At 61.2% G+C, this 22,400-nt stretch carries 26 protein-coding genes and 1 tRNA gene; 17 read left to right on the forward strand and 10 right to left on the reverse strand.

The annotated features are described in order from the left end of the window. Positions 1–56 precede the first annotated feature (56 nt). Positions 57–1,439, forward strand: a complete 1,383-nt coding sequence (locus FG91_RS16905; protein ID WP_037517179.1) for a tyrosine-type recombinase/integrase — start codon at positions 57–59, stop codon at positions 1,437–1,439. Next, complete coding sequence (locus tag FG91_RS16910; protein WP_152568150.1) at positions 1,436–1,735, forward strand: hypothetical protein; 300 nt, start codon at positions 1,436–1,438, stop codon at positions 1,733–1,735. Before FG91_RS16905 ends, FG91_RS16910 begins: the two co-directional genes overlap by 4 nt. A 16-nt stretch (positions 1,736–1,751) precedes the next feature. Here the strand turns inward: FG91_RS16910 and FG91_RS21120 are convergent, their stop codons facing one another. Next, positions 1,752–2,687 carry an HNH endonuclease gene (locus FG91_RS21120; protein WP_052187785.1) on the reverse strand — a complete coding sequence of 312 codons (936 nt, stop codon included), beginning with the start codon at positions 2,685–2,687 and terminating at the stop codon, positions 1,752–1,754. Positions 2,688–2,868: 181 nt separating this feature from the next. Between FG91_RS21120 and FG91_RS22610 the strand changes: the two genes are divergently transcribed. The 4 genes from FG91_RS22610 (at position 2,869) to FG91_RS16935 (ending at position 5,507) form a co-directional block, all read left to right on the forward strand. Then, positions 2,869–3,855, forward strand: a complete 987-nt coding sequence (locus FG91_RS22610; RefSeq protein ID WP_037517186.1) for a DNA (cytosine-5-)-methyltransferase — start codon at positions 2,869–2,871, stop codon at positions 3,853–3,855. A 59-nt stretch (positions 3,856–3,914) separates the two neighbouring features. Continuing rightward, positions 3,915–4,283, forward strand: a complete 369-nt coding sequence (locus tag FG91_RS16925) for a very short patch repair endonuclease (protein ID WP_235212081.1) — start codon at positions 3,915–3,917, stop codon at positions 4,281–4,283. A 301-nt stretch (positions 4,284–4,584) separates the two neighbouring features. Further along, positions 4,585–4,953, forward strand: a complete 369-nt coding sequence (locus FG91_RS16930) for a DUF3768 domain-containing protein (protein WP_052187789.1) — start codon at positions 4,585–4,587, stop codon at positions 4,951–4,953. A 17-nt stretch (positions 4,954–4,970) separates the two neighbouring features. Next, the gene (locus FG91_RS16935) at positions 4,971–5,507 is read left to right on the forward strand and encodes a hypothetical protein (protein WP_152568152.1); all 537 of its coding nucleotides are present in this window, start codon (positions 4,971–4,973) and stop codon (positions 5,505–5,507) included. A 25-nt stretch (positions 5,508–5,532) separates the two neighbouring features. Here FG91_RS16935 and FG91_RS16940 read toward each other — a convergent pair whose 3' ends face one another. Further along, positions 5,533–5,784, reverse strand: coding sequence for a helix-turn-helix domain-containing protein (locus tag FG91_RS16940; protein WP_235212082.1), 252 nt, complete (start codon positions 5,782–5,784; stop codon positions 5,533–5,535). A gap of 137 nt (positions 5,785–5,921) precedes the next feature. On the opposite strand from FG91_RS16940, the gene FG91_RS16945 reads away from it, so the two are divergent. Genes FG91_RS16945 through FG91_RS21870 form a run of 3 tightly spaced genes read left to right on the forward strand, consistent with a single transcriptional unit; the run spans position 5,922 to position 7,501 of the window. Continuing rightward, on the forward strand, positions 5,922–6,347 hold the full coding sequence (locus FG91_RS16945; protein ID WP_037517194.1) for a hypothetical protein: 426 nt from the start codon (positions 5,922–5,924) through the stop codon (positions 6,345–6,347). A 36-nt stretch (positions 6,348–6,383) separates the two neighbouring features. After that, on the forward strand, positions 6,384–6,839 hold the full coding sequence (locus FG91_RS21865; RefSeq protein ID WP_152568153.1) for a hypothetical protein: 456 nt from the start codon (positions 6,384–6,386) through the stop codon (positions 6,837–6,839). Between the two features lie 44 nt (positions 6,840–6,883). Further along, positions 6,884–7,501, forward strand: coding sequence for a hypothetical protein (locus FG91_RS21870; RefSeq protein ID WP_152568154.1), 618 nt, complete (start codon positions 6,884–6,886; stop codon positions 7,499–7,501). Positions 7,502–7,889: 388 nt separating this feature from the next. On the opposite strand, the gene FG91_RS21875 is transcribed toward FG91_RS21870, so the two are convergent. Further along, complete coding sequence (locus FG91_RS21875; RefSeq protein ID WP_152568155.1) at positions 7,890–8,759, reverse strand: hypothetical protein; 870 nt, start codon at positions 8,757–8,759, stop codon at positions 7,890–7,892. Beyond that, a complete protein-coding gene (locus tag FG91_RS22085) occupies positions 8,756–8,914 on the reverse strand; it encodes a hypothetical protein (RefSeq protein WP_161785673.1) in 159 nt (52 codons plus the stop codon). The genes FG91_RS21875 and FG91_RS22085 overlap by 4 nt, the downstream gene beginning before the upstream one ends. Positions 8,915–9,195: 281 nt before the next feature. On the opposite strand from FG91_RS22085, the gene FG91_RS16965 reads away from it, so the two are divergent. After that, positions 9,196–9,741, forward strand: a complete 546-nt coding sequence (locus FG91_RS16965) for a hypothetical protein (RefSeq protein ID WP_161785674.1) — start codon at positions 9,196–9,198, stop codon at positions 9,739–9,741. A 135-nt stretch (positions 9,742–9,876) separates the two neighbouring features. Here FG91_RS16965 and FG91_RS16970 read toward each other — a convergent pair. Further along, a tRNA-Gly gene (locus tag FG91_RS16970) sits at positions 9,877–9,951 on the reverse strand. 191 nt (positions 9,952–10,142) lie between these two features. On the opposite strand from FG91_RS16970, the gene FG91_RS16975 reads away from it, so the two are divergent. Together FG91_RS16975 and FG91_RS16980 are read left to right on the forward strand one after the other, a co-directional pair. Continuing rightward, entirely contained in the window at positions 10,143–11,054 is a 912-nt protein-coding gene (locus FG91_RS16975; RefSeq protein ID WP_037517207.1) for a tetratricopeptide repeat protein, read from the forward strand. After that, on the forward strand, positions 11,054–11,704 hold the full coding sequence (locus FG91_RS16980; RefSeq protein WP_037517208.1) for an LON peptidase substrate-binding domain-containing protein: 651 nt from the start codon (positions 11,054–11,056) through the stop codon (positions 11,702–11,704). The genes FG91_RS16975 and FG91_RS16980 overlap by 1 nt, the downstream gene beginning before the upstream one ends. Before the next feature lie 4 nt (positions 11,705–11,708). On the opposite strand, the gene FG91_RS16985 is transcribed toward FG91_RS16980, so the two are convergent. Both FG91_RS16985 and FG91_RS16990 read right to left on the reverse strand, forming a co-directional pair. Continuing rightward, positions 11,709–12,407, reverse strand: a complete 699-nt coding sequence (locus FG91_RS16985) for a sigma factor (RefSeq protein ID WP_037517210.1) — start codon at positions 12,405–12,407, stop codon at positions 11,709–11,711. Between the two features lie 97 nt (positions 12,408–12,504). After that, on the reverse strand, positions 12,505–13,746 hold the full coding sequence (locus tag FG91_RS16990) for an FAD-dependent monooxygenase (RefSeq protein ID WP_037517212.1): 1,242 nt from the start codon (positions 13,744–13,746) through the stop codon (positions 12,505–12,507). A gap of 124 nt (positions 13,747–13,870) precedes the next feature. On the opposite strand from FG91_RS16990, the gene FG91_RS16995 reads away from it, so the two are divergent. The 4 genes from FG91_RS16995 to ribA all read left to right on the forward strand — a co-directional run bounded on the left by FG91_RS16995 (position 13,871) and on the right by ribA (position 19,149). Continuing rightward, positions 13,871–16,186, forward strand: a complete 2,316-nt coding sequence (locus tag FG91_RS16995) for an FtsK/SpoIIIE family DNA translocase (protein ID WP_037517213.1) — start codon at positions 13,871–13,873, stop codon at positions 16,184–16,186. A gap of 125 nt (positions 16,187–16,311) precedes the next feature. Then, positions 16,312–16,944: a LolA family protein gene (locus tag FG91_RS17000; RefSeq protein WP_037517392.1), complete on the forward strand. Its 633-nt coding sequence runs from the start codon at positions 16,312–16,314 to the stop codon at positions 16,942–16,944. A 358-nt stretch (positions 16,945–17,302) separates the two neighbouring features. Next, on the forward strand, positions 17,303–18,097 hold the full coding sequence (locus FG91_RS17005; RefSeq protein ID WP_037517216.1) for an exodeoxyribonuclease III: 795 nt from the start codon (positions 17,303–17,305) through the stop codon (positions 18,095–18,097). After that, entirely contained in the window at positions 18,094–19,149 is a 1,056-nt protein-coding gene (gene ribA, locus FG91_RS17010; RefSeq protein WP_037517219.1) for a GTP cyclohydrolase II, read from the forward strand. Before FG91_RS17005 ends, ribA begins: the two co-directional genes overlap by 4 nt. Positions 19,150–19,295: 146 nt before the next feature. On the opposite strand, the gene FG91_RS17015 is transcribed toward ribA, so the two are convergent. The 3 genes from FG91_RS17015 to FG91_RS17025 are packed head-to-tail and all read right to left on the reverse strand — an operon-like array spanning position 19,296 to position 21,803. Beyond that, the gene (locus tag FG91_RS17015) at positions 19,296–20,102 is read right to left on the reverse strand and encodes a LytR/AlgR family response regulator transcription factor (protein ID WP_037517222.1); all 807 of its coding nucleotides are present in this window, start codon (positions 20,100–20,102) and stop codon (positions 19,296–19,298) included. Then, positions 20,099–21,223 carry a sensor histidine kinase gene (locus FG91_RS17020; protein WP_037517225.1) on the reverse strand — a complete coding sequence of 375 codons (1,125 nt, stop codon included), beginning with the start codon at positions 21,221–21,223 and terminating at the stop codon, positions 20,099–20,101. Before FG91_RS17020 ends, FG91_RS17015 begins: the two co-directional genes overlap by 4 nt. Before the next feature lie 58 nt (positions 21,224–21,281). Further along, a complete protein-coding gene (locus FG91_RS17025) occupies positions 21,282–21,803 on the reverse strand; it encodes a winged helix-turn-helix transcriptional regulator (RefSeq protein WP_037517228.1) in 522 nt (173 codons plus the stop codon). Between the two features lie 125 nt (positions 21,804–21,928). On the opposite strand from FG91_RS17025, the gene FG91_RS17030 reads away from it, so the two are divergent. Continuing rightward, positions 21,929–22,264 (forward strand): CC_3452 family protein, encoded by a 336-nt coding sequence (locus tag FG91_RS17030; protein WP_037517231.1) that lies wholly within the window; start codon positions 21,929–21,931, stop codon positions 22,262–22,264. Positions 22,265–22,400: the final 136 nt, after the last annotated feature.

Consider the following 22,400-nt stretch of genomic DNA (forward strand, 5'->3'; position numbering starts at 1 on the left):
GTCCGCCGGAAACCGACTCATTTGCTACCCCAATCTGACCCCAATTAGGATTGCCCATGACGACAAGTGCCCCGAATAGCAAGCTGACAGACGTCCGCTTGCGCGCGTTGCTGGATCGCCCACCCAGCGAACGCATCGAACTTAAGGACGGGACTATCGACGGCTTGACCCTGCGCGTCGGCCCACGCGGACGCCCGACATGGACATTCAGGTTCAGGATTCGCGGCGAAGGTGGGATCACCGAGCGAGGCACAAAGCTCAATGGTGTTCGCTATCACCGAGTCAGCTTGGGAAGCTATCCCGACGTAACGATCAAGGAAGCGCGTCGCAAAGCGGCTGCTTATGCCGACGACGCGGCGGCGGGCCGGAATCCGCTGACTGATTTCCAAGAGCGCGCGATCGACAAAAGGGATACGGTCGCCGCGCTGGTTGAAGACTATGTGGCCCATGCCGAGCAATCGATGCGATCTTGGCGCAATGCGAAGTGGACGCTTGAACGACACATAGTGTCGGCATGGGGTGAAAGGCCAACGGGCGGCATCACCGACAGCGATGCAAAATCCCTCATAAACAAGGTGGCACAGGGAACCCCTGACCCGGAGACAGGCATTATTGTTCCACGTCCCGGCGCAGCGAATGAAACCCGCAAATGGGGTTCGCTGTTGTTCCAGTGGGCGATCGACGAACGCCGGGCAAAGGCCAATCCGTTTACGAAGGTGAAAACGCCTAAGCTGGGCACCCGTCAAAGATATCTCAGCATGGAAGAGGCCCGAGCGGTATGGGCCGCGGCGGATGCCATGCGCGAGCCGTGGGGTCCGGCGATCCAATTGTTGATGCTCACAGGCTGCCGCGAGATGGAAATATGCGCTGCGCGCTGGTCTTGGTTCGATGCCCAGAATGCTGAACTGATCGTCCCGCCCGAACACTACAAGTCGGGTCGCCATTTCCTTGTGGGCCTGCCCTTCCAGGCAATGACCGTGATCGATACGTTGACGCGATGGAATGAAGGCGATTTCATGTTGTCGACCACGAACGGCGCAAAGCCCATCGCCGGCGTGCCGCGTAAGATCATCGATCAACTCCATAGCAGCGCCGAGAAAATCCTTGGCAGCCCCATGCCCCGATTTGCACTGCACGATTTTCGCCGATCAGTGCGCACCCACCTTTCCCGGCTCGAGGTCGATGCTCACGTGGCTGAAATGGTGCTCGGGCATGCGATCAAAGGTCTCCGGGCAAGCTATGATTTGTATGGCTATTCCAAAGAGAAGAGACACGCGCTTGCTCTATGGGCAACGGACCTTCTGGTCCCCCCAGAAGACGAAGGGGGCAATGGCGTCTCGGTTCTTTCAACGGCGTTGGAGGCGCTGGCAGCCAACGAACCGCTGAGTGAAGAGCAGCGCGAAGCACTGCTAGCGCACGTAGGGGAACCAAGCAGATGAGGGCGCCCTCAAAATATGAACCATTTGACAATTTCGTGGTGACCGAGGGCGTTCGGTCGCTGCCCGATTTTGACCTTCCTCAACTGATAAAAGTCGTTACCGATATCATTGAATCGGAAAGGGGCGCTTGGCCCTCAGAAGCCGCCGCGCCCATGTCCTTTGATCTCTTCGGGGCATGTTTGGCCGTGGCATTCGATGGCGACGAACTTGTTTACGATCTGGGCGCCAGCGCACCGTCATCACCCTTCGGCATCTTAACGGTGATGCTGGCATCTGAGCGGGCAGACGGGCAGTGACAACTACGCCAGTCGCTTACCCAGTTTCATTCAAGAGTGCGATGAGCTCATCCAGAGTTAGGCAAGGATAACGTGAATGCACGATGCGGTGGCAACTTGCACAAATTAAAGCGATATCCTCTTCTCGAGTGACGCTATCGGGTTGCAGTTCCTGAATCGGAATTCGATGATGCGCCTCAATGCAGCGCTCGCCTTCCGCTCCGTAGGTGGTCAACGGGTCTAAGCCGCAAGCCTCGCATGGAATTTTACCATTTAGCTTCTTTCGATGCTTTTTCACCTTTGCCACAAAGGCGCGATCGCGTTCCCGGTACGAATGTATCCTAGTGAGGATACGGCCTTCTTTTCCGGTGATCGCTTCCTCGATCTCGCTTTCAGGCAGTTTTTGATATTTTAGCACCTCATCCGCAGAGCCGGCATTCGTGTCGCCAAAGGCTGCGGCGCTTTCAGTATTGAACTTCGTCGCCACGGTTCGGATCGAAGCGGAGTTCACTCCCTTCATCACTTCAGCATAATGCCCGCGAATCGCATCCGCCAAAGCTGGAAATTCCGACTCTATGGGGGTGAGGTCGGCTACATCCTTCGCGATGGCAGTTAGCCGGTCCTCCAAATTGATCACATAGCCTGAGTGCATGATGGACACTCGCAAGGGTGCCAATGTGGCTACGCCCGCATTCATATCCACGATGTCGAAGTCCATCGCGTCGATCAGAAACGACTTATCGCGCAAAGGGAAGTGAGCCGTATTGTCTAAATCTTGACGCCTCGGTTCCGGCAATCTGCACACCGCCATGACCAGCGCCGGAAGATGCAGTTTGTTCCGATTATCCTTTTCCAGCTTTCTAAGGCGCGGCTTGCCCTGCACCTTACGGGCCATCACCTCAGCTGGGATGGTGATACCAAGCGGATCAAAGCTAACTTCGATGGCATGATCCGTCAGGCTGTCGGCAGGCACATACTCCCATTCCCCCCGACCCCCTGACGATCTCCATCGGATGGAGCAGGTGGACATAGTTTCGTGTCGAACACGATTTTGGGTGGATTGCCAGAAATTTTTGTGCGATTCCCGGCAACAGAGCCGATTGACGGCGAGGGGACAATCATACTATGGCGCACCTGTTCCCCATTTGTTCTCAATGAGGGTGGGTTTGTCGTACTCTGTTGCATCTTTCTTTTCGGGTATCGGCGGACTCGATTTGGGCTTGGAAAGAGCCGGCTTTGAGGTCCTCTTTCAATGCGAGGCCAAGCCTTTTTGCCGCGACATTCTAAAGCGGCACTGGCCCGACTTGCCTCTCGACCATGACATCAGGAAGCTCGATGAAACAGACATCCCTGAAGCTGATATATGGGCAGCAGGATTCCCCTGCCAAGACCTCTCGCTTGCACGAATGGGGAAGCGGTCGGGGCTTCGAGGGAGCCAATCTGGACTCTTTCACGACTTTATCTCTCTCGTTGGAGACCGTTCTCCAAGAGGAATTATCCTCGAAAATGTTCACGGGCTTCTGTCTAGCCACGGAGGACGTGACTTCTCCATCGTACTCAAGGCGTTGGACGAACTCGGGTATGGTGTCGCATGGCGTGTGCTTAACAGTAAAGACTTCGGAGTCCCCCAGCAACGTCGTCGAGTCTACATTGTTGCCCTCCATCGAGACGCAAGAGGTGCCGCAGAAGTACTTTTTGAGCCCCAATGCGGCGACTGGAATTCTCCGAAGGGTCGATCGAATGGGGAGAAATCTCCCTCCGTCTTTCAGACAATCCTTGGAGATCCTAGCCAAGGCCCCCTCGTAAAAAGCATCGCCCATTGCATTTACGCGGAATCGGCCCGCCATACCGGAACCGACTGGTCGCGAAACTACGTCTGGTATCCAGATGGCAGGGTCCGCCGGTTTACGCCAAATGAAGTGGAGCGAGTGCAAGGTTTCCCCGAGGATTGGACTCTTCCCGAGAACTTCGATGCCCGTCAGGCTGACAGGATTGACAGTCTGCGTTATCACGCTGTGGGCAACGCCGTAACGCCGCCTGTCGCGGAATGGGTAGGTCGCCGCTTGCGCAATGTTCTTGAGGCTCAAGATCGGAATCTGCTTCGGACGACCCTCAACGGGACGGCAGTGGCCGCGGGATAAGCCGCTCACTTGGAAATCCAATGGTGGATCAAGTTTCGCCGGAACGCCGCTCGGCAATAATGGCCCGCATCTCAGGGAAAAATACTGGTCCCGAAATGCGTGTCCGAAAGCTTGCTCACGCGATGGGTTTCCGCTTTCGGCTTCATCGATCAGATTTGCCCGGCAAGCCGGATATCGTCTTTCCCAAGCGGCGCATCGCATTGTTCGTCCACGGCTGCTTTTGGCACCAACACGAAGGATGCCGAAGAGCCTCCATGCCAAAGTCCCGCCAAGACTATTGGACTCACAAACTCCGCCGGAACCGGGAGAGAGATGCAGTCAATCAGGACAAGCTCGTCAAAGCCGGTTGGAAGGTCGTGGTTATTTGGGAGTGCCAGACCAATGATACCGCAAAGCTGGCGGAAATCATATCCGAGAGAATTGTCTGACGGCTTGCCCGCTGCGACAGAAACCGCATTGGCGCTTACTAGGTAAACCGCGTTTTTTGGCATCACCGCGGCTCCATGCTACACTGGCGGTGCGCCAACGGCGTTTTGATCCCCATAAAAACAATTCATGATGATGTTGAAGCCGAAGTGATTTCGGCTCGGAGATCGGCATTGCTCGGTCAACGGCGCGCGCGTCGCGAGTGCTGTCAACCTGGGGATTACCGACGCATCGTTGCTGCAATGCTGGCCCGATAATTTCGGCAGCATTTTCCTTCACACTCAAACTTCAGGAATCTTTGTCATGGATGGCAACGACACGACGACGCACGCCCATATGCCTACGTCACGCACATCGCGAATTGCATATTTGAACGACGAACTCCGATGCCATCTCAGAGGCGGGCAGCTCGCCGTAACTTACGGAATCTTGGATTTTCATGGCGGCGTATATGTTCCCGAAATTCTCGAGCGCGTCCGAGCTTTCAGTGATTTTTCGGCCGACAACGACCCATATTACGAAAGGGATTTCGGAGCGTTCGATTTCCTCGGACACCGGATCAACTGGAAGATCGACTATTACGACCTCGATATGCGGTATCGGTCGACAGACCCCGCCGACCCGGCGATCACAATTCGTCTGCTCACCGTGATGCTAGCGGCAGAATATTGATGGCGGGGCGCATAGCGATGGCCAATCCGGTTGCCCGAGCCGCCGCCCGGCTGACACCTTTCCGACAGGGGCAGCTCGGCGCACTTTGCGGGATCTATTGCACGTTGAATGCGCTGCAGATCGCTGCCTATCCTTTGCGGCCGCTCGGCTTGCCCAAAGCGCGGTCTCTGTTCGCCTCGGCAGTCGCCATAACGCGCAAACAGCATCCTTCCCTGAACCCAGTCACGCATGGCATGGCAAACGAAAGGATGATTTGGCTCGCGCATCACATGGCCAAGTTGGCCAGCACGAAACAGATGCGGTTCGTCGCCGAGGCTTGCGATCGCGAAGACATCCGAGGCTGGATCGAAGAGAGCCTCAATTCTGGGGCGCCGGTGGTAGCTTGCCTCATCGATTGGGCGCATTTCAGCGTCATCGTCGACATGACGCCTAACAGGCTGGTCCTTTTCGACAGTCAGGGCATGTCATCTCTGCCGGTCAGCCTGAACGACCCGCTCGCCGATGTCATCGACCGGGCCGGGACAATTCGAGTTCGCCGAAATACGCTAACATAGACCGGTAGGATCGAAGAAATCCCTATCAGACACCCGCTCGCTCGAACAGGGTCGCGATTGGTAGATTGAGCGCACCAGCCACACGCTTGACGTTCAGCACGGTCACGTTGCGCTCGCCACGCTCGATTTTGCCCATATGGCTCCGGTCGATTCCAGCGGCATCTGCCAACGCCTCCTGCGATATCTCTCGATCCGCACGAGCGCGACGGATGGCATCGCCAAGCGCGATAAGAACGGGATCGCCTGATTTTCCTGAAACACGAGGCATCAGGATCATCAAGCGTCATTCTGTATTTATGGCCACGGTATTTAAGGACACTGTATTTACGACCCGTAGTTGTCTCGGCTACACAACCTTCAACCATCGAACAGGGGGAATACCAAATGCACTTAAGTGGAATCTGGCGACTAGCGGTGATTGCTGCCGCTGCAACAACCGCGGCCATTACGATCCAGTCCGTTTCCTATGCGCAAGTCTCGGGCGAAAAGCCGACCGTCTGCCACGGTTTTTATTCGCATGTTCCTGATGGCTTCCATCCCAACAGCACCAGAAAATTCGACAGCTATCCCTTTTCGGTCGAAGTGCAGCCGCGCGCCGTGAAGATCATGTGGCTCGACTTCGTGACTGAGTATGTCGAGAAACAGCCTAGCATCGGCGAGATCGTGACCGGTTATGATGATTGGGCATTCGGAAACTTCCGCATCCTGTGCGGCGACAAAGGGTCCGTCGTGCTTGTCGCGGATCGCAAAGGCGAAGGCGTGCAGACGTTGAAGCTGTCGCGATCGAACGGCGACATTTTTACCGTGGCCGAAGCTCGCGGCTGGCCGATGGCCGAGTAGGTCCATTGGACGGCGGACTGATAAGGGGAGGGTACGATGGATTTAGCTTGTCCGAATTGCCGAAGCGACAACACGCAGAAGCTATCGCTCGCCGTTGAGGGTGGGACATTCAGCAGCAAGGCAACGACTGTGGGCGTCGGTGCGACCGGAGGCAGTGCTGGCTTAATGGCAGCATCCACGAGCGGTTCTTCGACGTCAACGCTCGCTCAGAAACATGCCGCGCCGGAGAAGTGGCCTGTCATTTCAGGTGGAATAGGGATCATAGCGACATCTTGGATCGCGTCTCTTTTTGCCGGACACTGGGTGTTCCTTTCCGGGTGCGTACTGGCTGCGATACTGGCCGTCATCGGTTGGAAATACAATCTCAAAGACTACCCTCGCGAATTGGCCGAGTGGAACGCGAAATTCCTATGTCTGAGATGCTCAGAAATCTTCACGCCGGACCGCGGCGCTGAGGATGCCTTCGCGGTGAAAGCCGAGGCCACTAACTAAAAACCGATCCGACGCCCCTCAGGCAAAATCATGAGGAATCCAAAATGACCATCAAGAAGTCGCTGTTGGCCGTAGCGTGCGTCATCGCCGGCTGCTCGGAAGTTCCCCAGGAAAAGGAAAACGCCGCTCCTCATTCAAGTAGCGCCGCAGGGACCTTCGAAGAACAGGTAGCGCAGGCCGAATCCGAGCTGGGGACCTCCTCTTCAGCGGCTGCGCCTGCTCCTTCTGCGCCTGAATCGTACTTCGCTAAATCCGATCTCCTCACAGCAGAAGAACAAACTGCCATCGACAATTCGGCTGCGTCCCCTCAGGCGAGGGCGCTCCTTGCCGCCGTCTTGATGGCCGAGAAACGAGACAAGCGCCTCGGGATCAAGCGAACTTCATTGGAAGAACAAACAGCGCAGTTCCGAAAGAAGCACGATGAGGATGCGCGCCGATATGCCAAAGAGTATGAGTTGGAGAAGGCGCGGTCCGATGCCGAAGCAGCGGAGTCTCAAAAGCGCAATCAGGCTCACGAGGAACGTCGGCAAACAGCGATACAATGCAAAGAAAGGAAGGAGATCGAAATTCTCCGGCATCTGAAAGACACCGGATCACCGCCGGATGGTTCACAGGATCGAAGCAGCGCTTTTTGGGCAGAATGCCGCCTTGAGAATCTTTGATTTGGAATTGGGCGAAGGGAATGAAAACGTAAAACCCAGAGCCCAATTCTCCGCAAACTTTGTACACGAATACGCCTTGGTCACCTCGCTTCGTTGTGTTCGCTTGAATCCGCCATTATCCGATCAGACCCCAAGCTATACCCAAGTAGGGGGAACACTGTCGCGCCATTTGCCTCTCCCATCGAACATCGTCAGCATGACGGGCGAGAACGAGACTACGATGGGGCGAACATCAATGTACGCAAGCCATCGGTATTCGTCCGTGTGAAGGGCAAAAGCCCAATAGCAGTGTTACCCCTTGGTATAACTCTATATGGCCACTCCCTGCCTCAACAGGCGCCATAGTCGATTGGCTTGATCGATCAGGCTTCACTTTACGTGTACACTCTCAGTGTACCTCAAAGCGCCCTTCTCGCACCGACATCCCCATCAGAAGCGCCAGATTCTGTATGCTCCACCGGTCCTGCCAGAGCAGATGTTCGGCAAACGGTTGGAGATAGTTGATGCGTCGCTTTCCACGCGGTCTCTTTGGCTTCATCTCCGCATCTTCGAACACCGGTCGCTCGCACCAGAAACTTTTCATACAATATGTCGCCAGTTTTTTGGGCGTCCTCACCATCCTTTTGAACTGAACCGGTAAGCGCACCGCGCCCGGCAACTTTGACTTGCCCTCGGGCTGAAGGTTTCGAGCATTCTTAATGCGCCGCACAACATCAATCATCTCGCCAGATGCAAGGCCATGGACATGGAGGCGAAATGTGCGAGACGTGGGATCATACTCGCCGTCAATATATGCAAACAGCCAGCCGGATGCTCGATCGGCTCCTTTTCGCCTTAGTGCTTGCCGAAGTGCCGCCAAGAGTTTGATGGCGTCGGCTCCATGGAGCGATCCTGCCGGATACACCCAGTTTGCGGGGAGTAATGTGAAGAATCTGACATCGCCACCGGTCCGGTGTCTGAACCACTCCAAGTGCCCGCCAACTCGCTTGCGGTGTTTTCGCATTCGAACCGACGAGGCGATCGTCGATGCAGATTCGATGCAATCAACAAGGGCACGGATTTCACGACGGCGCCACTGATGATCAATCCTGCTCTTCTTGCTTGTAAGCCGAGACAGAATCTTAACGCGCGTCTCGTCCTCCGATCGCGCTTCATCCAATGTTTCGAATGCGAACCAGCTACCGTCTTCGAGGATACCGGCTTTGATCCGGTATTTTTTTGGAGGCTTGGAAAGCCCGCCTATTCCTCGACGGCTCATCCTTGCTCGCCTTCGCTCAGCAGATTCTTGACGTACGCTTTCGCGCTTCTGCGGCAGACAAGCCGACGACGGCCGATCTTTACGGATTTAACCCCGGGCAAAATTTCATAAGCCTTGGTCTTTTGAACTCCAAGCATTTTGCAGAACTCGGTCATCGATATTAGCTCTCTTTTCATTGCCTTACTCCTTGTTACGGCAAGGCCCGTCGTGCGGAACCTCCATTCGCAGACGTGCCTCAACTCATTCGGCGTATGGAATTTAGCGAGCTTGGGAGAGCGGATACGAAATCGCCCGTCCGGCTCAGACGGCAACGGGCTAAACTCGGCCGTTAGAGATGTCTGCGAGATGTGTAGAAGGCGCTGCGAGGAGCAATGCATCGCTTCTAGATGCGATTCTGATATTTGCAGTGATGAACCCAGATTGATGGAAGGTTTGTGTGGCTATGGCGCCAAGGCGTGACAGGAATGCTAAACCTAGGCGCAGCAAAGGTGAGCCTTCCGAGGCTGAACTCGACTTTATGATCCATGCGGAGAAAATTTTGGCAGGCTACCGCGCAAGACAAAAGGAGCGCGAAGCAAATCCGGGGAAGCAGCCACGCCCTCCCTTCGATCAAGCCGAAGGGTTCTTGAAACGCGAATGTTACTCGCTCATCCGCAATTGCATCTCTGGAAAGAAGGGGGCGCAAATCATCAAATCGATAGTACGGAGGAACCTCATAGAGCCGCCCTACCATCGATACGCCGACAACCCATATTTCTGGGGTCTCATAGCAATCGACGCGCCAGATCAGGAACTCGGAGCTCAGCGCATCTCCAGATATGCCATGCAGATGTTCTATGCGCACCAGAACTATGTGCCGCCGATCCATCTCGTCGGGTTTCTATATCAGATCGGAGGACACGTCGCGCTGCGAGAAATCAGATCGGATGCACGCAAGCATCCGTCGCTTACGATGGCTAGCTTGGACGAGTATTGGGGTTAGGCAATGGGCAGTGGAAATGAGCACTACGCAGCCGATTATCTCAAGATCGCACCCCAATCTGGCCCCAAATACGCGAATCTCACCCAAACGCAGAATGCAATTCTGCGCCAAATCACTGATATACATTGGAAAAACTGGAGCGGGCGAAGGGATTCGAACCCTCGACCCCAACCTTGGCAAGGTTGTGCTCTACCCCTGAGCTACGCCCGCTCTGGCGGCTGGAAACCGGTCGGTTCCAGCGGGTGAGGCGGGCGATTAGCACCGGCTTTTTGACTCGGCAACCCCTGATTGTGCATTTTCTCCGAAGGGTTGGCATATCGCCCGCAAATCCCACATAAGCGGGGCAAGAGTCTTTCCGCCGGCGCAGAAGCGACGGCAAATCAAAACAGGAGCATATCTGCGTGGCCACGCTCGGTCTGAATCCCACCGAAAAGGAAGCTGTCGAAGCCTTCCGCCGCGATGTCGTCGAACCGTCGATGACCAGTCTCGTCATCCTCGATTTCTGGGCCGAATGGTGCGGTCCGTGCAAGCAGCTCGGCCCGGTGCTCGAAAAAGTCGCCGCCGATTATGCCGACAAGGGCGTCGTGCTGGTGAAGGTCGACGTCGATGCGAATCGCTTCATCGCCGGCCAGTTCCAGGTCCAGTCGATCCCGACCGTCTATGCGATCTTTCAGGGCCAGCCGGTCGCGAACCTGACCAACGCGCGCACCGAAAGCCAATTGAAGGCGATTCTCGATCAGCTGCTCGCGCAGCTCCCGATCGAGAGCGAAGCGACCGCGCGCGCGGTCGAGATCGCGCCGCTGATCGAAATGGGCGAAAGCGTTCTCGCCGAAGGCGACGGTCCCCGCGCCGCGAGCCTCTTTGCGCAAATCCTCGACATGGCGCCCGACAATGCCGCGGCGCATGGCGGGCTGATTCGGGCGCTTGTGCTCGCGGGCGATATCGAGGGCGCGCAGGCCGCGCTCGACGTGGTGCCGGCCGAGGTCAGCGAAGATCCCGCGGTCGCGCAGGCGAAAAGCGCGCTCGCGCTCGCCGCCGATGCCCCCGATGCGGGCGAGCTCGCCGCGTTCGAGGCCGCTGTGGCCGCGAATCCCGGCGACCATCAGGCACGCTTCGACCTTGCGAGCGCGCAGATCGGCGCCGGCCAGCGCGATGCCGCCGCGGAAAATTTGCTCCACATTGTCGCCGCCGACCGCGAATGGAACGAGGACGCCGCGCGCGCCAAGCTGCTCTCGCTGTTCGAGGCCGTCGGCCTCGAAGACGCGTGGGTCGCCGCGCAGCGCCGCCGCCTGTCGCTCATCCTGTTCGGCTGATGGGCGAAACCGCGCCTCTGACTATCCAGCGGATCGCGATCTTTCCGCTCACCGGCGCGGTGCTGTTTCCCGGGCTGCACCTGCCGCTGCACATTTTCGAGCCGCGCTATTCGGCGATGGTGCAGGAGGTGCTGGCGCGCGACCGGCAGATCGGGATGATCCAGCCGCGCCAGCTTCCCGGCGAAGAGGATCGCGAGCCGCCCGCGCTCTATGACGTCGGCTGCGTCGGCCGCATCGTCGATGTCGAGGCGCTCGACGAGGGGCGCTTCAACCTCGTTCTCGAAGGCGTCGCGCGCTTTCGCGTCCGCCGCGAGCTCGACGTCACGACGCCGTTCCGGCAGGTCGAGGCCGAGATCGAACTCGAAGCCGAGGACGAGGCGGTCCTCGCGAGCATCGAGCGCGCCAGCCTCGAACGCGAGGCCAAGCGCTTTGCGGCGCGGCAGGGCTATGTCGTCGACTGGGATTCGGTGGGCCAGCTCGACGATGCGACGCTGGTGAACGGCATCGCACAGGTCGCTCCGTTCGATGCCGCCGCCAAGCAGGCGCTGCTCGAAGCGTCGCCGATCGACGCGCGCGCCGAACTGGTCGTCCAGCTGATGCAGTTTTTCGGCCGTTTCGACGGCGACGACGGCCGCGCCACGCTGCAATAGACGATTAGTGCGGCTTGCGGACCGGCGCATGATGGACGATGTCGGCGAGCGCCCGGCGTACGATATGCCGGTCGCTTTCGCGCAAGCGTTCCGCCGCGTCGCTCACCATCAGATGATGGCGAACGAGTTTCTTTTCGGCGGCAAGCCGGGTTTCCATCCGGCTTTCATCGCCGCGCGATGCGCCCAGCCTGGCGCGGCGACGGCCCGCCCACGCCTCGACCAACCGGTCGGCCAAAAGCGCGGCAAGATTGTCGGCGGCGCCCTGTTCGGTCGCGCTTTCGGCGGCCGGATCGGTCAGCCAGGCGTCGGCGCCTTCCTCCTGCAACGCGTCGAGCGATAGCGTCGCGGTGACATGCCGCCGCCCGGCGCAACGCTGGTCGCCGTGAAGCCGGTGCCGCAGCGCCTGCAGTTCGGCGCGGAATTGCCAGTTCACATAGGTGGTGAAACGTGCGCGCGCCGGATCATAGCGTTCGGCGGCGCGATGCAGCGCGATCGCGCATACCTGCGCGGCATCCTCGGCGACATCGGTCAGGCCGTAGCTGCGCGTGAAATAGCGGATACGCGGCGCGGCGAGCGCTGCCAGCCGGGCGAAGCGGCGGTCGGCCAAAGCCCGCGTCCGCGCGCCCGGCGCCGCGTCGAGCGCGGTTCGCGCCTGAATATAGTCCGTCACCGCTGCTTCGAGCGCGTCGCTTTTTGCCGACATGGTCCCGTCCCCATCCTGCCCGCGGCGTGGTTACCGCGCGCTCAGGGATAGGATGTCATGCTTAGCGCCACGCTGCCGGCGGCCTAGGTAGTAATACCTAGACCTCGGTGCCCGCGAGCAGGCGCGGCAGGTCGCCCGCCTCGCCGCGCGCCTCGTCCATGAAAAAGCGCTTGAGCACCGGCATCCGCTGCACCGCGCCGAGCCCGGTGCGGCGCACCGCGGCGGCGGTGCGCCCCGGAATGCCGAACAGCCGCGTCAGCCCGTCGGTCGCGAGGCTGACCATCATATTGTCGAGCCCGCGCCAGCGCTGATAGCGCGCGAGCAGCGCCGCATCGCCAAGGTCGAGCCCGAGCCGCGCGCCCTCGACGAGCACTTCGGTCAGCGCCGCAACGTCGCGGAGGCCGAGGTTGAGCCCCTGCCCCGCGATCGGATGGATGCCGTGCGCGGCATCGCCGACGAGCGCGATGCGGTCGGCGACGATCGACGCGCTGTGATGAAAGCCGAGCGGATAGGTCATGCGCGGCGCGACGAGCTCCATCGCGCCGAGCACGCCGCCGGCGCGCTTCTGCAGCTCGGCAACGAAGCCGCGCTCGCCGAGCTTGGCGAAACCGGGACCGTCCTTTTCGGCGACCGTCCACACGAACGCCGAACGGTGCCGCCCCTGCTCGTCGTCAACGAGCGGCAGCAGCGCGAACGGCCCCGACGGATAGAAGATTTCGTGCGCGACATTCCCGTGCGGCTTTTCGTGCGCGACCGCGCCGATCATCGCGTGGTGATGGTACGACCAGTTCGCGATGCTGAATCCCGCGGCATCGCGCGTTGGCGAGCGGCGGCCCTCGGCGACTATCAGCAGCGGCGCCGCGAGCTTTGTCCCGTCGGTCAGCGTCAGCGTGACGCCATGCGCATCGATCTCGCGCGATACGACCTGCGCCGGCATCAGCAGCCGCACCAGCGGCGCCTCGGCGAGCGCCGCGGCAAGCACGAGGCGGAGCTGGCGATTCTCGACCATCGTGCCGAGCGGCGGATCACCCTCGGCGGTGACGAAGTCGAGTTCGCCGCCGCGGCCGCTGTCGGGGGCACCGTCGCCCACTTTAATGGCGCGGATCGGGCAGCCGTGACCGGCAAGGCGCTCCGCAATCCCCAGCACTTCGAACATCTGCCATGTCGCGCTCGCGATCGCCGAGGCGCGCCCGTCAAACCCCGGCGCGATCGTCGTGACCGGATCGGCGGGATCGACCACCTGCACCGACAGGCCGTGATGGGCAAGGGCAAGGGCGAGCGCCTGGCCGACCAGGCCGCCACCCGAAATCAGGACATCGCTGCGCAGCGTTTCACTCATGCCGTTGCCCTAGCGTGCGGCAGGGCGGTTGGAAAGGCTGTGGGCGAGCGCGGGGCCGTGCTTGACGACGAGTCCGCCCCATGCGCATATCGCCGTGGTTAACTGACAGGGACCGGAAAAGAGCATGGCTAGCCGCAAGGCCGCACCCGCAAAGGCCGATTGGCGCACGGTTTTCCGCCAAAGCATCGCGCGATCGCTCGTGATCGCCGCCGCGGTGGCGCTCGGCCTGTTCACGCTCTTCCTGACCCTCGCGCTCGTCACCTATGACAGCACCGACGCGGCGCTCAACACCGCCGCGCACGGCACCGCCGCCAACTGGATGGGCGCTGCGGGCGCGTGGTTCGCCGACCTTGGCCTGTCGATCGGTGGCGCGCCGATCGTCCTGCTGCTGCCGCTGCTCGGTGTCATCGCGTGGCGGCTGTGGACGGGCGAGGCGCAGCCCTATTGGCCGCGCCAGCTTGCCTACAGCTTCATCGGCATATTGCTCGTCGGGCTCGGTGCCGAACTCTGGTCGCCGGCGACGAACGCGCCGATGCCCGCAGGTTGGGGCGGGATCATCGCGCTGCTGATCGGCGGCGCGGTCGCACCGCTGTTCGCGCAGGCGGGCGAACCCGCCGCGGCGCTGATCCGCTTTGCGACGATCCTGCTGCTCGTCGGGCTCGGCCTGTGGCTCGCGTGGCGCGCGCTGCGGCTCGAAAAGGGCTGGGCGTCGCGCTTCAAACTGCCCGCGGCCGAGGGCAGCAGCCGCATTGTCGAACCCGCGCGCGTGCCAAGCGACGAGGTGAAGGCGCCGAACCTGATGGACCGTGTCGTGCGGCCGCGCGCAGTTGCCGAGCCGAGCGATCGCGCCCCGCCCGAAATCGCCGACCCGGCGGAGCGCACCGCGCCCTCGAAACCCAAGCCGAAACCGCAGACCGAGCTGTTCACCAATTACCAGCTGCCGTCGATCGATCTGCTCGCGCCCCCGCCGCCGGGGCCGACCGGGCAGATCGACAAGGCGGGGCTGGAACGCAACGCGCGCTTGCTCGAATCGGTGCTCGAGGATTTCCAGGTCAAGGGCGTCGTCACTGCGGTGCGCCCCGGCCCGGTGGTCACCATGTACGAACTCGAGCCCGCGCCGGGCACGAAAGCGAGCCGCGTGTCGAACCTCGCCGACGATATCGCGCGCAACATGTCGGCGCTGTCGGCGCGTATCGCGCCGATCCCTGGCCGCACCGTGATCGGTATCGAACTGCCGAACGCGCACCGCGAATCGGTGGTGCTGCACGAAATCATCGGCAGCGCGCTGTTTCAGGACCAGACCGGCGCGCTGCCGATCATCCTGGGGAAGAATATCAGCGGCGACGCGATGATCGCCGACCTCGCGCCGATGCCGCATCTGCTGATCGCGGGTACGACGGGGTCGGGTAAGTCGGTCGGCCTCAACGCGATGATCCTCTCTTTGCTCTATCGCCTTGGTCCCGACCAGGTGAAGATGATCATGATCGATCCCAAGATGCTGGAACTCAGCGTCTATGACGACATTCCGCACCTGCTCGCCCCCGTCGTGACCGAGCCCAAGAAGGCGATCCGCGCGCTCAAATGGGCGGTCGAGCAGATGGAGGACCGCTACCGCATGATGTCGTCGCTGTCGGTGCGCAACCTCGCATCCTACAACGACAAGGTGCGCGGCGCGCTCGCCAAGGGCAAGTCGCTCGGGCGCCGCGTCCAGACGGGCTATGATCCCGACACCGGCCAGCCGGTCTATGAGGAAGAGACGCTCGACTATGCGCCGCTGCCGCAGATCGTCGTCGTCGTCGACGAACTCGCCGACCTGATGATGACCGCAGGCAAGGAAGTCGAATTCCTGATCCAGCGTCTCGCGCAAAAAGCGCGTGCCGCGGGCATCCACCTGATCCTCGCGACGCAGCGCCCCTCGGTCGACGTCATCACCGGCGTGATCAAGGCGAACCTGCCGACGCGCATCAGCTTCAACGTGACCTCGAAGATCGACAGCCGCACCATCCTTGGCGAAGCGGGCGCCGAACAACTGCTCGGCAAGGGCGACATGCTCTATGTGCCGGGCGGCAAGCAGATCACGCGTATCCACGGGCCGTTCGTGTCGGATGACGAGGTGCGCGCGGTCGCCGATCACTGGAAAGGTCAGGGCCGCCCCGACTATATCGAAAGCGTCACCGAAGACCCCGAGGACGGCGGTTTCGCGATGGAAGGCGCCCCCGCGGGCGGCGACAGCGCCGAGGACCGCATGTACGCCAAGGCTTGCCAGATCGTGGTCGAAAGCCAGAAGGCCTCGACGAGCTGGCTGCAGCGTCAACTCCGCATCGGCTACAACAGCGCGGCGCGCCTGATCGAACGGATGGAGGAGGAAGGGCTGGTGAGTCCGCCCAACCACGTCGGCCGCCGCGACGTGCTCACCGACCAGTACGGCCAGCAAAGATGAGGAACCATTGCTGGCCTCACGACTTGAACAGCGTCTAACGAGAGGTTCAGCGCGGGTTCAATGCCCGCCTGCGATGACCGGCCACCATGTTTGAAAATGAGAGCCAGATGACCCTGAAGACGAATATGACCCGCCTTGCTGCCTGGACGCTCGCGCCGCTGGCTGCCGCCGGCCTCGCCATCGGCGCGCCCGCAATCGCCCAATCGGCGAGCGCACTGTCGTCGGTGCAGTCGCATCTCAAGTCGACCAGCTCGATGACCGCCGATTTCGTGCAGACCGATCGCAACGGCCAGCGCCTGAGCGGCAAGTTGACGCTGAAACGCCCGGGCAAGATCCGGTTCCAGTATCAGAAAGACGTGCCTTTGCTGATCGTCGGCGACGGCAGCTCGCTGACGATGATCGACTATGAGGTGAGGCAGGTGCAGCGCTGGCCGGTGAAGAATTCACCGCTCGGCGCGCTGCTCGATCCCGACCGCGACCTCACCAAATATGCCAAGGTTCTGCCGACCGGCAGCGGCGACGTGCTGAGCGTCGAGGTCAAGGATCCGAAGCGCCCCGAATATGGTACGATCACCATGGTATTCGTCCGCGACGGCTCGGCGCCCGCAGGGCTGCGCCTTCGCGGCTGGGTCGCGCTCGATTCGCAGAACAACCGGACGCGGATCGACCTCAGCAACCAGAAATTCAACGTCGCGGTCGCCGATTCGGCGTTCAAATGGACCGACCCGCGGCCCAAGCAGCGCGGCCGCGCGGGCTGACACCACGAGCTCTTTTGACGACCGATTCAGGCGGCGCCGGATCCCCCAACGGATTCGGCGCCGTTTTCCGGACCAACCGTCGCCCTGCATCGACGAACTGCAAAAAACGGCTCGAAGGCGTCCATTTTCGTTCAGCTTGGCGACAGGGAAGACCGGCTATTCCATCTCTCGAAGGCGCCAACACGGCCCCCGGATTTGGGTTTCCCCCTGTTGCCCCACCGGGTTGCCAGGCACCTTCATTCAAGAGCGTGACGAACGCTGACCTTGAACCCCCGTTCCACCGCCCCTGGGACGGGGGTTTAATTTATCCGGTGTTTGGGACGTTGCGCCCCTCGGCGCGCGCCGATAGAGCCACCGCATGACTCGCACCAGCATCGCTTCGTGGAACATCAACAGCGTTCGCGCCCGCATCGGCATCGTCGAAAAATTCCTTCGCGAAGAAGCGCCTGACGTCCTTTGCCTGCAGGAGACGAAGGTCGAATGCACGCTGTTCCCGCCCGAGATGTTCAAGCGGCTGGGCTATGAACATATCGTCACCCACGGCCAGCGCATGCACCACGGCGTCGCGATCGTCAGCAAGCTGCCGCTGACCGACGTGCGCAAATATGACTGGCAGGCGAATGGCGAGGCGCGCCATGTCGGCGTGACGCTGCCGTCCGGCGTGCGGCTCGACAATGTCTATATTCCCGCCGGCGGCGACATTCCCGACCGCGAACTCAATCCGAAATTCGGCCAGAAACTCGATTTCTTCGGCCGCATGACCGAATGGTCGAGCGCCCTTGTCGACGCGCCAACGGTGCTGACCGGCGATTTTAACGTCGCACCGCTCGAAAGCGACGTCTGGAACCACAAGGCGCTGCTCGACGTCGTCAGCCACACCCCGATCGAGGTCGAAACGCTCGCACGGCTGCAGGCGGCATCGAACTGGGTCGACCTCGGGCGCCACTTCATCCCGGCGCCGGAGCGTCTCTACACCTGGTGGAGCTACCGCGCGAAGGATTGGGAAGCGTCGAACCGCGGCCGCCGCCTCGACCATATGTGGGTGACCCCCGACCTGATGCCCAAGGCGGTATCGCACCGCATCGTCCAGCCCGCGCGTAGCTGGGAACGGCCGTCGGACCATATCCCACTGATCACCGAGTTCGATTTTTGAGCGATGCCGGCGCCCGTCGGGCGGCGCGCGCCATCGACGCGCTGCGGCGCGGCTGGCCGTTTCGCGTCGAGGCCGCGGACGGGTCGCTCGACCTGCTAGCGGTCGAAAGCGCGCGCGATGAGGCGCTGGTCGAGTTTGGAAGCCATGACGTGCTGCTCTCGGGCGAGCGCGCGGTCACCCTCAAGCTCACCAATCAGCGCGTCGCCGCAACCCCGGGTCCGGTCCGGCTGGCGGGTGCCGGCGATACGGTCACTGCGGCGCTCGCGATTGCCGATCCGGCGCTCGACCTTGCAAACCCGCTCAAGGGGCCCTTTCGTACCATCGCGACGGGCGGGGAAGCGGCAGCGGACGCCGCGATGACCATGGCGCGTCATGCGGGGCTGCTCCCCGCTTTCTTCGTGCGCGAGGCGACTGGCGAAGCTGAGACCGAGTGCAGTGTCGACGATGTCGCCGCGCTGCTCGACCCGGCGCGCCTCCAGATTGCCGCGCGCGCGCGGCTGCCCGTCGAGGCCAGCGAAAGCGCCGAAATCGTCGCCTTCCGTAGCCCCGAAGAAGCGTCGGACCATGTCGCGCTCGTCATTGGCAAACGCGATGGTAATCCGCCCGTCGTTCGCCTGCACAGCGAATGCCTGACCGGCGATGTCCTCGGCAGCCTCAAATGCGATTGCGGGCCGCAGCTCCACGCCGCGCTCCACGCCATGGCCGATGCGCCGTGGGGGGTGCTGCTCTACTTGCGACAGGAGGGGCGCGGCATCGGCCTCGTCAACAAGTTACGCGCCTATGCGCTGCAGGATCAGGGCTATGACACGGTCGATGCGAACCTCAGGCTCGGCTTCCCGGTCGAGGCGCGCGATTTCGCGATTGCCGGGCGGATGCTCGAACTGCTCAATATCCCGCGCATCCGGCTGATGACGAACAATCCGGAGAAGGTCGCACGACTGGAAAAGGAAGGCGTCGAAGTCGCCGAACGCATTCCGCTCGCGCTGCCGACGAACAAATATAACGAGCAATATCTGGCGACAAAGCGCGATCGCACGGGACACCAGCTTTAGAATCCCTCCCCCTTGATGGGGGAGGCAGCGAGACTTGGCCATTTATGGCCCTAGTCGCAGCGGTGGGGGTGAGTTCGCAGGCGCAAACCGACGCACGCGAACCCACCCCCACCCAACCCTCCCCCATCAAGGGGGAGGGCTATTCATTAATGCACGAACCGCGCGACGACGTCGCGATAGCTGCGGCTGACCTTTACCTGCGCGCCCGATCCGAGCACGAGGAAGCATTCGCCGTTGGTGTGCGGCTTGACCTGCTTCACCTGCGACAAATTCACGATCGTCGAGCGATGCACGCGCTGGAAGTTGCGCGGGTCGAGCCGTTTTTCCAGATCCTTCATCGTCTCGCGCAGGATCAGGCTGTTGTCGGCGGTGTAGATGCACATATAGTCGCCCGCGGCGTCGATGCGTTCGATGCTGTCGACGTCGACGCGGAAAATCTGGCCGCGATCCTTGATGTTGATCATCTTTTCATAGCGATCGGCGGCGTGCGTGTCGGGGGCGACCTCGGCATCATAATCCTCGACCGCTTCGGGCGCGACTTCGGCGAGCACGGTCTTGAGGCGTTCGACCTCGGCGACGCCGCGCTTTTCGGCGAGGCGCTGGCGGACGCGGTCGAGCGCATCGGCGAGCCTTTCGGGCTCGACCGGCTTGACGAGATAATCGACCGCCTGCGCCTCGAACGCGCGGATGGCGTGATCCGAGTAAGCGGTGACGAACACCACCAGCGGCGGTTCGACTTCCATCAATCCCTGGATCACCGAAAAGCCGTCGAAACCCGGCATCTGGATGTCGAGGAAAACCAGGTCGGGCTTGTGGGTCTTGATCTTTCTGATGGCTTCGCGGCCATTTTGCGCGGTGTCGACGATTTCGACGTCCGTATGCGGTTCGAGCCGCAGTTGCAGGCCTTGGGTGGCCAATTTTTCATCATCCACCAGGATGGTTCTGATCGTCATGTTCTTTCGGTTCCAATCGTCATTTGCCCATCGGGCTGGAACGGAAACTCGATAACCACCGTGAAGCCGCCCTCAGTGCCCACATGGACGTCGAACCGGTGCTGGTCGCCAAAAGCCTGCGCCAGCCGGTCCCTGATATTGGCTAAACCCACACCGGTCGATTCCGTTGCAATGCCTGTGGTGGGGTCGGTGCGGTCGGCTGACAATCCCGCGCCGGTGTCGGACACGGTAATCCGAACATTTTGACCGGCCAACTGTGCGGACAGCGTGATATCGGCGCCGTCCTCCTGCGGCGTCACCGCATATTTGATCGCATTTTCGATGAGCGGCTGAAGCAAAAGCGAGGGCAAACGCGCCCGCGCGACCGCCGGATCGATCGCAAAGTGCGGACGCAGCCGCTCCTCGAACCGCATTTTCTCGATTTCGAGATAGAGCTTCAGCGTCTCGATCTCCTGCGCCAGCGTCACCTGCGCGGTCGGCTCGTTCGCGAGCGTATAGCGGAGGAATGCCGACAGCCGCGACAGCATCGCGTTGGCGGGCTCGGCCTGCTTCAGGAGCACGAGGGTCGAAATGCTGTTCAGCGTGTTGAACAGGAAATGCGGGTTGAGCTGATAACGCAGCATCGCGAGCTGCGCCGACGCCGCCTGCGCCTCGAGCCGCAGCACGCGATCATTCTGTTCCTCAAGCTGAAGGAAATAGTTGATCGCGAAATAAAGCGCCGACCAGGCCGCGAGCGAGGTCGCGTCGATATACATCGCGCCGAGGAGCAGGCTGGTGAAGCCCGCATCACTCGCCGGATTCTGGATTTGCGCGACCCACGCATCGATAAAGGCCCAGAGCGCGGTCGCGATCCCGGCAAGCCCGAAACTGACGCCCCACATCAAAAGCGGCCGCCGGTTGATCAGCGCGCGGTAACAGGCCGACAAGATCAGCGTCAGCGAAAAGCCGGTGATCGCCGAAATCGTCTGGGGAATCAGAAAGGTGAAGGCCTGGCCATTGGCAAGCCCCGACACCCCGCGCAGGCCGAGCCATGCGGCCCAGCCCAATATCTGCAGGTTCCAGAAGGCGCGGACCTTATTGTCGAAAAAGGGCCCCGGCGAGGACAGTCGGAAAAGCGGCATGGGTGTCCGTGCGATGTCGATGGTCAGTCGCCGCGCGCGCGGCAGCCGGCGCAGCCGGTCATTCGGCGGCCACCGGCGCGAGTCCGCCGTCGCTGCGCACGCGCGCCTGGCCGAGCGGCTGCAATTCGGCACGATGCTTCCACAGCAATTCCTTATACCCGATCACCCGGCCGTCGTGCGCGGTCAGCGTAACGGGGCCGATCGGCTGTTCGTCGCGCGCATCGACCAGCACCGGGGTCGACGGCACGCCAGCGCCCCATTTCTCGCCCCATTGGCGGAGCGCGATCATCGCGGGGAGCAGCTCGATGCCCTTTTCGGTCAGCTGATATTGAACCTTGCGGCGGTCCTCGGCCATCACTTCGCGCGCCATAATGCCATGATCGACCAGCCGCGACAGCCGGTTCGACAGGATGTTGCGCGCGATGTTCAGTTCCTGCTGGAACTCCTCGAAATGATGGACGCCGTTGAAGGCCGCGCGAAGGATCATGAACGACCATCGTTCGCCCATCGCTTCCAGCGCCAGCGGCAGGGCGCAATTGCCCCCGTCCATGTCGTTCAGCAGTTCGCGTAATTTTCCCATGACCCAAGCCCTAACGTAAAATCGGCATATCCGTCAAAAAAATATAGGGCCTCCGTTGCATTTCGCAACTCAAACTCTAGGTAGCGCTTCGCAACCTATCGGTTGCGCAAAAACAGGAGGTCCTAATGCCCATATTCAAGCTTTCTCCCCACTCCCGTTCCTTCGCGATCGCAGGCGCCGCGCTGTTCGGCGGGCTCGCCTTCGCATCCACGGCCGCAACCGCCGCGGGCGGCTCCTTTTATCGCGCCGAGCTTGCCAGCCCGACTACCCAGGCGCGTTTCGTCGCACGCGACGTGGTGTGGGTCTGCAAGGATGCGAGCTGCGCCGCGGGCCAGGGAACGAGCCGCCCGCTGATCATGTGCTCGGCGCTCGCGAAAGCCGCCGGTCCGGTGACGAGCTTCACCGCGGGCGGCAAGGCGCTCGAAGCCGACGACCTCGCGCGCTGCAACGCCGCGAAATAATTTAGCCTCAAGCCTTGGAAAGCCGTCACGCTTCGCCCCCCCTCGCGGGCGGGACGCGGCGGCTTTCCAGCGCCTTTTTCCGCACCGCGAACGATGCTTCCAACCGGCTTTATCAAAGTTGCTGATCTCAGGCCGT

This window comes from Sphingopyxis sp. LC81 (genome assembly GCF_000756375.1).
Taxonomy (GTDB): Bacteria; Pseudomonadota; Alphaproteobacteria; order Sphingomonadales; family Sphingomonadaceae; genus Sphingopyxis.

Coding starts and splice junctions, on each gene's coding strand:
- FG91_RS16905 (WP_037517179.1), top strand. CDS start 57: ATGACGACAAGTGCCCCGAATAGCAAGCTGACAGACGTCCGCTTGCGC.
- FG91_RS16910 (WP_152568150.1), top strand. CDS start 1,436: ATGAGGGCGCCCTCAAAATATGAACCATTTGACAATTTCGTGGTGACC.
- FG91_RS22610 (WP_037517186.1), top strand. CDS start 2,869: ATGAGGGTGGGTTTGTCGTACTCTGTTGCATCTTTCTTTTCGGGTATC.
- FG91_RS16925 (WP_235212081.1), top strand. CDS start 3,915: ATGGCCCGCATCTCAGGGAAAAATACTGGTCCCGAAATGCGTGTCCGA.
- FG91_RS16930 (WP_052187789.1), top strand. CDS start 4,585: ATGGATGGCAACGACACGACGACGCACGCCCATATGCCTACGTCACGC.
- FG91_RS16935 (WP_152568152.1), top strand. CDS start 4,971: ATGGCCAATCCGGTTGCCCGAGCCGCCGCCCGGCTGACACCTTTCCGA.
- FG91_RS16940 (WP_235212082.1), bottom strand. CDS start 5,784: ATGATCCTGATGCCTCGTGTTTCAGGAAAATCAGGCGATCCCGTTCTT.
- FG91_RS21865 (WP_152568153.1), top strand. CDS start 6,384: ATGGATTTAGCTTGTCCGAATTGCCGAAGCGACAACACGCAGAAGCTA.
- FG91_RS21870 (WP_152568154.1), top strand. CDS start 6,884: ATGACCATCAAGAAGTCGCTGTTGGCCGTAGCGTGCGTCATCGCCGGC.
- FG91_RS21875 (WP_152568155.1), bottom strand. CDS start 8,759: ATGAGCCGTCGAGGAATAGGCGGGCTTTCCAAGCCTCCAAAAAAATAC.
- FG91_RS22085 (WP_161785673.1), bottom strand. CDS start 8,914: ATGACCGAGTTCTGCAAAATGCTTGGAGTTCAAAAGACCAAGGCTTAT.
- FG91_RS16980 (WP_037517208.1), top strand. CDS start 11,054: ATGGGCGAAACCGCGCCTCTGACTATCCAGCGGATCGCGATCTTTCCG.
- FG91_RS16985 (WP_037517210.1), bottom strand. CDS start 12,407: ATGTCGGCAAAAAGCGACGCGCTCGAAGCAGCGGTGACGGACTATATT.
- FG91_RS16990 (WP_037517212.1), bottom strand. CDS start 13,746: ATGAGTGAAACGCTGCGCAGCGATGTCCTGATTTCGGGTGGCGGCCTG.
- FG91_RS16995 (WP_037517213.1), top strand. CDS start 13,871: ATGGCTAGCCGCAAGGCCGCACCCGCAAAGGCCGATTGGCGCACGGTT.
- FG91_RS17000 (WP_037517392.1), top strand. CDS start 16,312: ATGACCCGCCTTGCTGCCTGGACGCTCGCGCCGCTGGCTGCCGCCGGC.
- FG91_RS17005 (WP_037517216.1), top strand. CDS start 17,303: ATGACTCGCACCAGCATCGCTTCGTGGAACATCAACAGCGTTCGCGCC.
- FG91_RS17015 (WP_037517222.1), bottom strand. CDS start 20,102: ATGACGATCAGAACCATCCTGGTGGATGATGAAAAATTGGCCACCCAA.
- FG91_RS17020 (WP_037517225.1), bottom strand. CDS start 21,223: ATGCCGCTTTTCCGACTGTCCTCGCCGGGGCCCTTTTTCGACAATAAG.
- FG91_RS17025 (WP_037517228.1), bottom strand. CDS start 21,803: ATGGGAAAATTACGCGAACTGCTGAACGACATGGACGGGGGCAATTGC.
- FG91_RS17030 (WP_037517231.1), top strand. CDS start 21,929: ATGCCCATATTCAAGCTTTCTCCCCACTCCCGTTCCTTCGCGATCGCA.